9 protein-coding genes and 1 pseudogene are annotated in these 12,470 nt (G+C 70.4%); 3 read left to right on the forward strand and 7 right to left on the reverse strand.

Annotation, left to right across the window (positions count from 1 at the left end; translation table 11 throughout):
* Positions 1 to 88 precede the first annotated feature (88 nt).
* The 4 genes and pseudogenes from EEJ42_RS26975 to EEJ42_RS26990 form a co-directional block, all read right to left on the reverse strand.
* A complete protein-coding gene (locus EEJ42_RS26975) occupies positions 89 to 1,072 on the reverse strand; it encodes a ParB/RepB/Spo0J family partition protein (RefSeq protein ID WP_246097411.1) in 984 nt (327 codons plus the stop codon).
* Positions 1,073 to 1,545: 473 nt separating this feature from the next.
* Positions 1,546 to 2,805 carry a cytochrome P450 family protein gene (locus tag EEJ42_RS26980; RefSeq protein WP_123103814.1) on the reverse strand — a complete coding sequence of 420 codons (1,260 nt, stop codon included), beginning with the start codon at positions 2,803 to 2,805 and terminating at the stop codon, positions 1,546 to 1,548.
* Positions 2,806 to 3,016: 211 nt separating this feature from the next.
* Positions 3,017 to 4,387, reverse strand: coding sequence for an amino acid permease (locus EEJ42_RS26985; protein ID WP_123103854.1), 1,371 nt, complete (start codon positions 4,385 to 4,387; stop codon positions 3,017 to 3,019).
* Between the two features lie 36 nt (positions 4,388 to 4,423).
* Positions 4,424 to 6,681 (reverse strand): annotated as a pseudogene (locus EEJ42_RS26990) (phage holin family protein).
* A 375-nt stretch (positions 6,682 to 7,056) separates the two neighbouring features.
* Between EEJ42_RS26990 and EEJ42_RS26995 the strand changes: the two are divergent.
* On the forward strand, positions 7,057 to 8,049 hold the full coding sequence (locus EEJ42_RS26995; RefSeq protein ID WP_184503293.1) for a PAS domain-containing sensor histidine kinase: 993 nt from the start codon (positions 7,057 to 7,059) through the stop codon (positions 8,047 to 8,049).
* Here the strand turns inward: EEJ42_RS26995 and kaiC are convergent, their stop codons facing one another.
* From kaiC to EEJ42_RS27010, 3 genes are all read right to left on the reverse strand, one after another.
* Complete coding sequence (kaiC, locus tag EEJ42_RS27000) at positions 8,050 to 9,579, reverse strand: circadian clock protein KaiC (protein ID WP_123103856.1); 1,530 nt, start codon at positions 9,577 to 9,579, stop codon at positions 8,050 to 8,052.
* A gap of 5 nt (positions 9,580 to 9,584) precedes the next feature.
* A complete protein-coding gene (locus EEJ42_RS27005; RefSeq protein ID WP_221179434.1) occupies positions 9,585 to 9,878 on the reverse strand; it encodes a circadian clock KaiB family protein in 294 nt (97 codons plus the stop codon).
* A gap of 178 nt (positions 9,879 to 10,056) precedes the next feature.
* Entirely contained in the window at positions 10,057 to 11,151 is a 1,095-nt protein-coding gene (locus tag EEJ42_RS27010) for a methyltransferase domain-containing protein (RefSeq protein ID WP_246097414.1), read from the reverse strand.
* Between the two features lie 268 nt (positions 11,152 to 11,419).
* Between EEJ42_RS27010 and EEJ42_RS27015 the strand changes: the two genes are divergently transcribed.
* Together EEJ42_RS27015 and EEJ42_RS27020 are read left to right on the forward strand one after the other, a co-directional pair.
* Positions 11,420 to 11,938 carry a hypothetical protein gene (locus tag EEJ42_RS27015; RefSeq protein WP_123103820.1) on the forward strand — a complete coding sequence of 173 codons (519 nt, stop codon included), beginning with the start codon at positions 11,420 to 11,422 and terminating at the stop codon, positions 11,936 to 11,938.
* Positions 11,935 to 12,411, forward strand: coding sequence for a GNAT family N-acetyltransferase (locus EEJ42_RS27020; protein WP_246097412.1), 477 nt, complete (start codon positions 11,935 to 11,937; stop codon positions 12,409 to 12,411). Before EEJ42_RS27015 ends, EEJ42_RS27020 begins: the two co-directional genes overlap by 4 nt.
* Positions 12,412 to 12,470: the final 59 nt, after the last annotated feature.

The following is a 12,470-nucleotide window of genomic DNA, read 5'->3' on the forward strand; positions in this document are numbered from 1 at the left end:
GCGACGGGTGTGGACCCGCTGGGAGTGGATGGACGAAGGAGACGAAGAAACGAACGGGGAGGTGAACGAACGGGACGGACGCGGAACGTCAGCCCGACGCCTGCCGACTGGAGCGCTGCTCCAGCTCCGTGGCGAAGTCCTGCCACGCCCGGCTGCATTCACGTGCGGCCGTGGCGATCAGCTCCACCCGGTGCGGTGGGACGTTGTCGCTGATCCGGGTCCACTCTTGCGGGCCCACCGTGCAGGCGTCCAGCAGCCGCAGCAACGTGCGGCCCGACTCGGAGAGCCGCAGCGAGGGGTCCTTGCGCAGGTTGTGGATCAGTGCGGAGAGGTCGGGGGCGCGATCGGCGCCGTCGATCCGCGCCACCGCCTTGGGGACCAGCGGGGTCGCGGTGGCCGCCGCCTCGGGCTCGCGGCGCACGGGCCCCACGGGGGCCTCGCCGCGCCGCAGCCGGTCGCGGACGTCCCGCACGGTGGCGGCACAGACCCCGGCCTCCCGGGCGACCTCCCGCAGCGAGACGCCCGGGCGCTCGGCGAGGATCCGGCCGGCCTGGAGACGGCCCTCGGCGGCGTCGACCGGGCGTTCCCGGCCGTCGCGCCCGAGCCGGGTGCTCGACTGGGGAATTTCCCCACTCGCACGGCGGCGGATCGCGCCGACCGTCTTGTGGGAGAGCCCGGTGACCGAGGCAATGGCCCGATCGGACCATTCCGGATGGGAGTTGATGATACGTTTGGCCGCGGCATTCCTGTCGGCTCGCGGCAGTGGAAGTCCATGTGAGACGTTTGCTTTGACCGCGAGGACGAATGCTTCTTCATCGTCGCACTCGCAGAAAATCGCCTCGATTTTACCCAGGCCGCGCAGATCCGCGGCATGCACCCGATGCATACCGTCGATGACATGCATGGTCCTGCGATTTACCAGAATGGGCGGCAGTTCGGCATCCGACTCGGCGAGCAGCCGCACATGTTCATTGTCCGCGCCCGACAGCCGGGGCGAATCGAAGTGCGTTAACTCGCTCAGGGACACCATTTCGGTGGACCGCTGCGACATGATTTCGGCGGTGTCAGCCATGAGCTGACCATTCATGTGCCTATCCCCCTGTGACAATCCGGTGCTTCATGGAAGACAGCAATGGACGAAGACATCAGGAGGCGTACTACCCATGGAGGGCTGGACGCTGGACGACAAGCCAGCCGCATCGACGCGAAGGTGAAGTAATAACCGGCTCAAGGCCACCCCCGTGGACTTCCGCTTACCCCGTCTGTCTCATGGAACGCGAGCCCTCTGCCACTACCCGGATCGCCGACTCCCACACGTCGGCCGGTTCATCGGAGTTCATTGCGGCAGAAGTTGATGAGGCTCATCCCGGGCCCGACCGGGATCGTTAACGAACCGCAGTATTCACGATTGCGAGTTAACATCAGTTCCAAGACCAAGCGACCGTAGCAGTCGCCGTGCGGAGGACGCAACCAAAACGTAACGGACCGTTTTATGGTCAACTCGCCCTTTGCGAGGTATGCGAGGTGGACGGACGATGAGAAGATCTAGCGCCGCAGCAGGACGGGCAGTTGTTGATGTCCATTGGAGATGAAGGACTCCAGTGGACGGAGCTCGGCGGCCGGTGCCGCGAGGGCGAGATCGGGAAAGTGTTCGAAGAGGGCGCGCAGGCCGATACGCCCCTCCAGCCGGGCCAGTTCCGCGCCCAGGCAGAAGTGGGGGCCGTAGCCGAACGCCAGGTGTTCGCGGCGGGTCGCCCGGGTGAGGTCGAAGCGTCCGCGGCGCTCGCCGTGGACCTGCGGATCGCGGTTCGCGGCGGCGTAGTTGACCACGATGGGATCGCCCTCACGGAACGTCAGCCCGGTCGCCGCGTCGTGGACGTCCTCGATCGGGAACCGCATGACGATGGAGGCGATCGGCGCCTGGTGGCGTAGCGTCTCCTCCACCGCGTCTCCCCATGACGCCTGCCCGGAGCGCAGCAGGGCCAGCTGGTCGGGGTGGGTGAGGAGATTGACGATCGCGTGGTCGAGCAGGTTCACCGTGGTCTCGTGTCCCGCGCCGATCAACAGCAGCACGCTGTCCGCCAACTCCTGCTCGCTGAGCCGGGAGTCGGTCTCGTCGTCGTGCGCGTCGATGAGGACGCTGGTCACATCGTCGCCGGGAGTCTGCCGCTTGATGGCCAGCAGCTGCGTCAACAGCCCATACAGCTCAATGGTGTTGGCCTCCGCTTCCTCCTCCGACAGCCCGGTCGCGAAGACCCCGGCGATCCCGTCGCGGAAGGCGTTGTGCAACTCATCGGGGACGCCGAGAAGCGTGTTGACGACCATCAGCGGTAACAGCCAGGCGAACCGCGACCGCAGATCCACCGGCGCTCCGGGAGCGGTGGCCTCGGTGGCATCCAGCCCGTCGAGCAAAGACTGGGTGATTCCCTCGATTCTCGGGGCGAGGGCCCGCACCCGGCCGGGCGTGAACGCGGCACCGATCAGCCGGCGGAGCCGGACGTGTTCCGGGCCGTATGCGGTCAGCGCGTTACGGACGTCCATCCACAGGCGGAGCGGCCACTTGGGCGGAATGCGCTCGTCGATGTAGCTGTCGGGCCAGTGCCGGTGGGCGTCCTTGGAGATCCGGCTGTCCGTGAGCAGCCGCTTGACCAGGGCCGGGTCGGTCACCGCCCATGCCACCACCCCGCCGGGCAGTTCCACCGGGGTCGCCGGACCCCGGTCCCGCAACCGGTCCGCCTCGGTGTGGATGTCACCCGCGGTGGGGTCGAGACGGAAGGGGCAGCCGGTGGTCAGTTCGGCACTCATGGGGAGAAATTTTCGCCCCATTGCGCCGCACGAGAAAAGAGGAAGAGCGGACCGAAACGGATAACATCCGCCCCCTCGACCCCATGTGCCGCACGAGAAAAACCGCGTTTCAAAGGGGAATTCGCGGCTCCTCATCGCATATCCCGAAGGGATATCGAGGGAGCATAAAACTACCTGTGCGGCGCGTACGAAAATAGAGGCGACCGCGGCATTACGGAATACCGGCCTCCGCGGCTGCGTCGTCCCCGGCCACCGCGCCGTCCGTCCCCTGGCTCTGGCGGCGGGCCGCGATCACCACGTACACGAGTACCCCGGCGAACAGGAACAGCACGCCCTGGTACACCGCCGCGTACCCGGCCCCCGAGACCAGCCAGAAGGAGAAGCCGAAGCCCGCCAGCGCCAGCACCAGGTCCCAGACGAAGCGCCCGGTCCGGACCTCGTCGCGGCGCCCCGCCAGCAGGAAGTACAGCTGCGCGCCCGCCGCCAGCAGGTACGGGACCGTCGCCGAGAAGGTGGTGATCAGGACGAGGGTCGCGAAGACGCCGTTCGACCCCGAGGTGTAGTTGACCACGGTGAGCAGCGACGCCAGGACCACGCCGACGAACACCCCGACCGTCGGCACCCCGCGCCGCCGCTTCGCGAACACGGCCGGGAAGAGCCCGTCCTTGGCGGCCGCGTAGGGCGCCTGGGCGCTCATCAGGATCCAGCCGTTGAGCGCGCCGACGATGGACACCACGGCGGCCAGCGCGATCAGCGTGCCGCCCCAGGTGCCGCCGAACATCGCGTCGACCGCGTCCGAGAAGGGGGCGGTGGAGTTCACCAGGTCCTTGTGGGCGACGGTGCCGAACACCGACACCGTGCCGAGGAGGTAGACCACGGCCGCGCCGATCGTGCCGAGCACGCTCGCCCGCCCCACGTTCCGCTCCGGGTTCTCCATCTCGCCCGCGCTCATCGACGCCGACTCCACGCCCAGGTAGCTGTAGAGCAGGATCGCGGCCGCCGCCGACATCCCGCCGAGCGCGCTGCCGCCGCCCGCGTTGAAGGGGCCGATGTTGTCCGGGTCGAAGAAGAAGAGCCCGACGACCGCGACGAAGAGCAGGGGGATGAACTTCAGGACGGTCGAGACGAGTTGTACGGCACCGATCCAGCGCGTCCCCGCGAGGTTCGCCAGCGCGGGCAGCCACAGCGCGAGCAGCGCGATGGCCAGGTCCATGCCCTTGGACGCGTGCCCGGGGGCCAGCACATGCACATAGCCGACCGCCGCCACCGCGAGCGCCGCGTTGCTGACCCAGGTCATCGTCCAGTACGACCACGCCGACAGGAAGCCCGCGAAGTCGCCGAAGGCGGCCCGGGCGTGGACGTACGGCCCGCCCGTGCTCGGGTCGCGGCGCGCGAGCCGCCCGAAGACGAGCGCGAGCGCGATGGCACCGACCGTCAGGACGACGAAGGCCAGCAGGCTGAGGGTGCCGTACGGGGCGACGGAGGCGGGGAGCAGGAAGATGCCGCCGCCGATGATGTTGCCCATGACGAGGGCCGTCGCCGTGGGCAGGCCGAAACGGCGGGTGTGGTGCTGGTCGAGCATGCGCATATCGTCATGGACGATGTACGGTGCACCAAATCACCGGGCTTTGTCCGGCAGGAGGGGGTCGACCGCCGGAAATGGTACGGCGGCGGGGCCTGGAATCCGGGATTCCTGCGCCAGGCCCTGCGCACCGTCAGACAAGACCCCCTCGTCCGCAGCCACGGAGACCTCGGGGAGCTCAGGCGCCCCGGAGACCTCCGGCACCTCCGGCCCGTCCGCCTCCCGCAGCCAGCGCCGCAGCACCGTGTGCACCCGCTCCGCGCCCACCAGCTCCTCCCCCGCCGCGACGGGCGCGGAGAGCTGGACCGGCCACAGCAGAAAGGGGTGGCCCTGCTCGCCGCCGAGTCCGCCGTGCGAGCCGATCTGCTCCTCGAAGGCGTGCACCTCGCCGGTCGCCGCGTCATAGGCCGAGTTGACCATGATGTCGGGGGTGTTCCGGAAGTGTGCGGTCCGCCGTACGGCATCGGCGGCGCCCGGCCCGAAGACCGCGAGCGGGCTCTCCTTGATCACCCGGCCGGTGTCGAGATGGTGCTCGGCGCCGTTCGCACCCAGCACCACCGCGCCGTCCCTTTCGGAGCGTACGAGCAGGAAGCCGACGCCGGGGTGGTTGGCGAGGGTGTGCAGCAGGGCGGGATGGCGCCGCTCGATGGCCTCGCGGCTCATCCGGCCGGGGACATCCGGGAACGAGATCAGCCCCAGGTTCCCGGAGGCGAGCACCACCGGCCGGGCCCCCTCGGGTCCCTCTTCGTCCTTCTCGGGCCGGTGCAGCGCCGCCCGCGCCGCCTCGCGCGCCTCCGCCCCGCTCGCCGTACGCCCGACAGCCTTCGGCACCGGCAACCCGCACCCGGCGCGCACCAGGTCCTCCAGCGTCAGCCCGTACGCCCCCGCGAAGGTGGCTCCCGGGCTCTGGCCGTGGTCGGACAGCAGCACGATGCGGTAGTCGCGGGGCGCGCGCNTCCCGGGCTCTGGCCGTGGTCGGACAGCAGCACGATGCGGTAGTCGCGGGGCGCGCGCTCCGCGACCTTGGCGATCAGCGCGATCGACCGGTCCAGGCGGGCCAGCACCTGCTGGGCGTCGCGGCTGCGCGGGCCGGAGTGGTGTGCGACCTCGTCGTACGCCACCAGGTCGGCGTAGATCGCGGTGCGGCCCGACAGGATGTCCCCGCTCACCGCCGCCACCACCACGTCCCGCTCCACGACCGTGGCGAACGCCCGGATGAAGGGGTACAGCCCGCCGCGCCCCACCCGCGGCGACTCCCGGCGCAGCTTGGCCCGCGTGGACTGGCAGATCTCCCGGCACACCTCGGCCACGAACGAGGCGGCGGTGCGGGTGGCGTTGGCCGGGTCGGAGAAGTACGCGAAGTAGCCGCTGCGGGAGCGGTTGTGCTTGCTGCGCCGCGCCGCGACCGACAGCACCAGCGCGAGTTCGTCGGCGCCCCCGGTGAACAGGTTCCCCCGGCTCGCGCCGTCCACCGTCAGCAGCCCGTCGTGCCCGGCGCGGGCGGCGGCGCGGCGCTGCAACACGGCCGCGCTCGTCGGCCGGTTGCTCACCATCACCTCCCCGCTCTTCTTCTCGTACCAGCGGAAGGCGGGCACGTCCTCGTTCGAGCCGTGCAGGATGCCGAGCTGGCTGGCGCCGGTCTGGCTGGACCAGTCGGTGCGCCACGGCGTGACGGTGTGCGTGCGGCCCACCCACGTGGACACGGTCTCCATGACCGGCGGCCTGTTGTCCCGCGGCCGCAGCGCGTCCCGCAGCACGGCGTGCCCCACCCCGTCGAGCTGGAGGAACACCGTCCCCGGCGGCCGCGCCCGGCCCCCGTCCTCGCCGCTGAGGCGCCGCTCGCGGTCCGCGAGCCGCGCCAGCCGGCGCCGGTACGCCCCGTCGTCCCGCACGGTCAGAAAGGTGCTCGTCGCCGAGGACGCGGCCGACATCACCGCCGCCACCACGACCGCCGTCTCCGGTTCCACCGCGCCCCGCCCGTCGGGGATCACGCTGAGCGCGATCAGCAGCATCGACCCGTTCAGCACGAACACCAGCAGCCCCAGCACCAACGCGGGCATCAGCAGCAACGCCCGCACCAGCAGCGGCCACACCAGCGCGCTCAGCACACCGAACGCACCGGCGCCGCTGGCGGCGGTGATCGCGATCCGCGTCGCGCTGTCGCCGTCAGCGGCCTGCAACCGGAAATCGGGCAGGATGCCCGCGAGCGCCAGCATCGTGAGCGTCGACACCGCCCACACGGCCGTCACCCGGAGCAGCGCTCCCCCCACGGTCTTCCATCGGGGCTTCTGCACGCCGTTGGCCTCACTTCAGACTCCGGTCCGCGCTGGGCGCGCGGACCGATTCCCAGCGTTACACAGCGCGGGTGCGTCCCGGCGGGCACGAGGTGACGGGGAGTGGACCATTCCGCTTACGACATGGTGACGGCCACGTCCGGGCGCATTCGAGTCGCCCTACGGCCACTGAGACGGTGCGGGCGTGCCGCTTACGGCATGGGGGCGGCCGGACGTCCAGGCTTTCCGGCACCTTGGATCGAGGACGGCAGTTCCATTGATTTCATCATCGTATGTACATATTTTGGGAGGGATGAAGGCATATGGCTGCTTCAAGAACGCACCGAAGGCAAGCCGGTGAACGGCGCCGGACATAGCCATCACGAGAGGCAGGCGATGGCGTCAGCCACCGCCTCGGCCGCGGCTGCGGTCGCGGACCCGGACGGGATCATCGCCATTGACGACCGCGGCCTCATTCTGTGCTGCAACACGACAGCCGCCGAACTGTTCGCCCGCCCCGCCCAGCAGCTCATCGGCCAGCCCTTCGGATTCCCGCTCGTCCCCGCGCCGCCCGCCCGGATAGAGCTGCTGCGGGCCGGCGGCGCGTCGGTGACCGTCGACATGCTGCTCACCGCCACCACCCCGGGTGATATGGGTCTGTACATCGCCACCCTGCGTGACATCGCCCGCCGCCGAGAGGCTGAGAGCGAGTTCCGCGACGCCATGGAACGCCAGCAGGTCGTCGTGGGTGTCGCAGCCCATGAGCTGCACGGCCCCCTGTTCAAAGTCAGGACGCTGGTGAACACCCTGCGCGACCCCGGAAGTGTGCTCACCGGGGAACAGCGGGACGAAATGATCGACCGTATCGGCGACACCGTCCTCGGGCTCCAGGCATTGCTGGACAAACTCATGCTCGGCGCGCGCATCGACGTCAGCGCCGGCTCCTTCGCGCATGTGGTGCCCCTGCGCGCATTCCTGCTCGAACGGCTCCGCGAACTGGGCGAGAGAGGCGAGCGGGTCCGCCTCGTCTGCCCCGACGGACTCGCCGTACTGGCCGACCGCGACGAACTCGCGGCGATGGTCGACAACTACCTGGACAACGCGTTCGCTCATGGCCTGCCACCGGTCGAGGTGTGCGTGACCGAGCAGAACGGCTGGATCGATCTGCGGGTGTGCGACCGGGGCCCCAGTGTCCCCGAGGCCTTCGTCCCGCAACTCTTCCAGCGGTTCAGCCGCCCGCCGCACCACCATCCCGACGTCGGCGGGGCCGGACTGGGGCTGTGGATCGTCGCAGCCTTCGCCGAGGCCAACAGCGGCCGCGCCTGGTACGAGCCGAACCCCGGCGGCGGTTCCTGCTTCTGCCTCCGTCTCACCCGGGCGGCCATCTGATCAGCCCCCTGACGGCCTGTCCTCCCCCATGCCCCGGCCCGGTGTCGCGATGGGCCAATGGGGGCCGCCGAGGGAGTCGCCCATGATCGAGGAGAGCTCGGTCATGGGTTCGCCGATCACCATGCCGGTCTCGTCGATCATGGCCTCGCGGATGGCTGGGTCGTGTGCCGAGGCCCGGCTCTGTAGGACGGCGATGCAGCGTTTGATCTCGCCTGCGTGCTCCACATAGCGCAGCAGGATGCTGACGTCGGTGAGGCTGGCGATCTCCATGGCGATCGCCGGTGTGGCCAATGGCGTGACCCGGCCCGTGGGCGCCGAGGTGAGCAGCGTGGTGATCTCGTGCTGGCGCAGCAGCGCGCCCAGCGAGATGACGAAGTCCAGCAGGGCCCGTGGGGAGACGATGCGTTCCAGCGCCGAGAGGGTGTCGATGACCAGGCGGCGGGGGTGGTAGTCGTCGATGATCCGCCGAAGGCGGATGAAATGGTCCTCCAGGGAGGCCACCTCCGGATAGTCCGAGAGCACCCACAGGAGTCCGGAGGACTCCATGGCGGCGAGGTCCATGCCCCACCCGGCGGCGTTGCGGCTGAGCTGCTCCCGCGTCTCGTCGAAGGAGGCCAGCAGGCAGCGTTCGCCGGCGTTGTAGGCCGCTTCGGCGAAACGCAGCCCGGTCAGCGTCTTGCCCGTACCGGTGGGACCGGTGATCAAGGCGATGGCGTCCCGGTAGAGGCCACCGCCGATCATCCTGTCCAGCCCCGCGTTTCCTGTGGACACACGTTCGAGGGAGGCGCGCTCCCGTGACATGAGGAATGCCTGGGGCATGATGACGATGCCCTCGTCCGGGTCGATGGTGAACAGCCACTCCCCGGTGTGATGTGCGCAGCCACGCAGCTTGACGATCTCAACGGTGCGCCGGCGCCGCTCGTCTCTCAGGACGTTGCGCAGCACCACCACGTTGTCGAAGACGAACTCCTCGACCCCGTAGCGGGAGACCCCGTCGTACTCCTGTGCCCGCTCGACGGTGAGCACCGTGGTCACACCGAGCCGCCCGAGCGAGGCGGCGATGCGGAACAGTTCGTGGCGCACGATCCCCAGGTCGGTGAAGCGGGTGAAGACCGCGCCCAGCGAGTCCATTGCCACCCGGGTGGCACCGGTGCGGCGGACCTCGTGCTCAATACGTGCGATCAAGCCACCGAAGTCGTAGCTGCCGATCGTGGGTGCCTCCTCGACCATGTCGACGGAGACGTCCACGAAAGTCCACTTGCCCTCGCTTTCCCACTGGTCGATGGGCAGTCCGAAGGAGGATGTGTTGCGACGGATGTCGGTGGCGGTCTCCTCGAAAGTGACGAACACCCCGGGCTGGTCGAACTTGGTGATGCCGCGAGCGAGGAATTCGGTGGCGAACATCGTCTTGCCACTGCCGGTCGTGCCCGTGACGAGCGTGGACCGCCCCGACGGCAGCCCGCCGATGGCGATCTGATCGAAGCCGCTGATGCCCGTGGCCAACCGCTCGAGCCGGGCAGGTCCAGACATGGTGATCACCTCTCCGGCAGTGGTGGGGAGTCGGGAAACCCGAGGTAGGCGGCGGCGCGCCCGAGATCGGACAGGTCCCCGATCACCCGCAGCTGGGGGGACGGCGCGAGCCGGATCACCGTCGGCGTCGCCATGATGTGATCACCCGCCGCCCGCTCCGGATACTCCACGGTGTCGATGACCTCGACCTCGCAGTCACCGTCCGTAAGGGTGTGGCACAGCCTGCGCAGGTTGGATTCCGCGGCATGTGATCGCGGTGTACGGCCCGTGACGTACAACCGGAAGGAGTAGGCAGCCACCTGTTCCGACTCCCTCCTGCCTCCCATCCGAGCCGGTGGAAGACGCGGTAGGCCGGGCCCGATCACACCCTTCGCGTCCACTTTGCCACATTTTGATCACGCGGGCCGGTCAGACGCCCCTCCCCCGGAGCAGCCACATCGCGACGGGCACGAGGGTACGGGGAGCGGACGGTTCCGCTTACGACACGGGGACGGCCGGATCGTCCAGCCACGCCCGGTGCCCGTCCGGCGTCACGGTGAGCCCGAACCGGGTGTGGTCCGGCGCGCCCTGCGCCTGCCACCACCGGTACGCACCCTCCACCTCGTCCCAGAGCCGACGCGGCCCCGCCTGCCAGACGCGCGCCTGCGTCGTGTCCTCGCGGAACACCACGCACGCCCAGGAGCGGTCGCCCAGCCCGTAGAACCACACCGGCCGCGCCCCGTCCTCCTTGTCCGCCACCACCTGGACGCAGTGCGGTACGCGGAGCCCCAGCACGAAGGGGAGGGCGCTGTACGGCCCGGTGACGAACTCCGCCTCGGTCAGGTCGGTGGTGGACGTATCGGCGCCGTCGGTCGGGTCGTACGCGCTGTGGTCGGGGAGCGCCGGCCGCTGGGAGCGCAGCTTCATGAACTCCACGGGCCGGGTGAAGCGGCCGGTCGCCGTCCCCTTGCGCACCGTGAGCCGGGCGACGGCGTCGGCGTGGGTGAAGTGCGTGCCCCAGGGCGCGACGATGAGGCCGCCCGGGCGGGTCTGCTCGATCCACGCCCCGGGGATCGTACGGACCCCCACGGTGGCCAGGACGCGGTCGTACGGCGCGCCGCCCGCGTGCCCCTCGGCTGCATCACCCACGACGACGGCCGGGTGCCACCCGGCGGCGCGGAGCCGCTCGCCCGCCCGCCGCGATACGGCGGGGTCCACCTCGACGGTGGTGACCCCGCCGCCGCTGCCGCAGCGGTGCGCCAGGGCCGCCGCCGTCTCGCCCGTGCCGGTGCCGACGTCCAGCACCGTCATGCCGTCGTCCACGGCGAGGTCCTGGAGCAACGCGTAGACGACGGACGGCATGGAGGAGCTGCTGGTGGATACCCGTCCGGGTTCGGTGCCGGTGTGCTCGCCGTCGTCCCACTGCGTCACGATCGGCGCGTCGCGGTCGGCGGCGGCGTACCAGGCGTCGGGGTCCTCGGACTTGTGGACGGGCGTGGCCACGTGGGTGTGGGTGTCGAACGGCCACATGAGGTCGGGCAGGAAGGCGACCCGGTCCACGGCGGCGAAGGTGGGCGCCCAGTCCGCCGCCATCGCCCGCCCTTCCAGCAGCGCCCGCCCCAACGCCTCGCGCCCGGGGCGCGTCACTTGGGCGGATTCGGCACGCCGGGCCCACCGTCAGGGGTCGGCGGCTGATGCGGGCCGGGGTAGGGCTGCCCTGGCAGCTTGTCCCCGTTTCCGCCTGCGTCGTGGGCCGTGATGATCTGTGGCACGGCGCTCTCTCCTTCGTCCGGCCGGAGGCCTCGGTCAGCAGCATAGAGAGCGCTGCTGGAGCCGGACACGAACCACGGATAATGGGCGCATGGCTGACCACGAGATACTGCCGCCCGCCGTGGACGCGGAGGCCCTGCTCGCCCTGTCCCGCGAACACCACGCCCGGACCGCGCGGACCTGGGGCACCCGCGAGGCGGGCGGCCACCTGGTCAAGGTGTACTCCGTGCAGGCGCCCGGCAGGGCCGTGACCGACCAGGACGTGGCCACCGCCCTCCGCCTCGCGGGCGCCCATCTCGAACTCGGCGCCACCCGCGGCTCGCTGGGCCTCGCCGTGCTCATCGTGCACGCGGGCGGCGACGGCGACTACGTCCTGATCCACAGCTGGATCGAGGGCCACATGTCCGACCTCGCCGTCTTTTCCGGCCCCGCCGGGAAGCCCGAGGCGCTGCGCCCCGGGCGCGTCGGGCTCGCCCCGTGCGTCTGGGAAGCGGCCGTCCTCGCCCATGAGCGCGAAGCGTTCTCGCGGCACCTCCTCGACGGCGACGGCGCCCTCGCGGACCGGCTCGCCGCATGGCGGGCCGACACCCTCGAAGGCTGCGTCCGATGACCACCGCCCACGTCCGGCAGGCCCGCCCCGCGGACCTGCCGCGGATCGCCCAACTCGCCGCCGAGCACGCCGCGTACGAGCGCGCCACGCCGCCCGCGCCCGGCCTCGCCGACCGGCTCGGCGCCCTCCTGTTCGCCACAACCGCCCCACGCCTGCACTGCGTTGTCGCGGAACGTGCCGACGGCGAGGTGGTGGGATACGCCACCTGCGCCCCGGAGATCTCCACGTGGGGCGGCCGCGAGTACCTCCACATGGACTGCCTCTTCCTGCGCCCGGACAACCGCGGTCAGGGGCTCGGCCCCCTGCTCATGGACGCGGTCGCGGCCCACGCCCGGGACCTGGGCCTCACGGAGATCCAATGGAACACCCCCGCCTGGAACGAGGGCGCCGTGCGCTTCTACGAGCGCCTCGGCGCCCGGGCCAAGGAGAAGCTGCGTTACACCCTGCCGGTCACCGACCAGCCCGCCAACTGATCACTATTGGCCGGGCAGCGCCACCGGCAGCGGACGCAACGGCACCGGTGTCGACACCA

The sequence above is a fragment of the Streptomyces botrytidirepellens genome (genome assembly GCF_003721215.1).
Classification (GTDB): Bacteria; Actinomycetota; Actinomycetes; order Streptomycetales; family Streptomycetaceae; genus Streptomyces; species Streptomyces himastatinicus.

What these genes read in the sequence shown, in the direction of transcription:
- EEJ42_RS26975 (WP_246097411.1), bottom strand. Translation starts at nt 1,072, where the DNA reads ATGGCTGACACCGCCGAAATCATGTCGCAGCGGTCCACCGAAATGGTG.
- EEJ42_RS26980 (WP_123103814.1), bottom strand. Translation starts at nt 2,805, where the DNA reads ATGAGTGCCGAACTGACCACCGGCTGCCCCTTCCGTCTCGACCCCACC.
- EEJ42_RS26985 (WP_123103854.1), bottom strand. Translation starts at nt 4,387, where the DNA reads ATGCTCGACCAGCACCACACCCGCCGTTTCGGCCTGCCCACGGCGACG.
- EEJ42_RS26995 (WP_184503293.1), top strand. Translation starts at nt 7,057, where the DNA reads ATGGCGTCAGCCACCGCCTCGGCCGCGGCTGCGGTCGCGGACCCGGAC.
- kaiC (WP_123103856.1), bottom strand. Translation starts at nt 9,579, where the DNA reads ATGTCTGGACCTGCCCGGCTCGAGCGGTTGGCCACGGGCATCAGCGGC.
- EEJ42_RS27010 (WP_246097414.1), bottom strand. Translation starts at nt 11,151, where the DNA reads ATGGCGGCGGACTGGGCGCCCACCTTCGCCGCCGTGGACCGGGTCGCC.
- EEJ42_RS27015 (WP_123103820.1), top strand. Translation starts at nt 11,420, where the DNA reads ATGGCTGACCACGAGATACTGCCGCCCGCCGTGGACGCGGAGGCCCTG.
- EEJ42_RS27020 (WP_246097412.1), top strand. Translation starts at nt 11,935, where the DNA reads ATGACCACCGCCCACGTCCGGCAGGCCCGCCCCGCGGACCTGCCGCGG.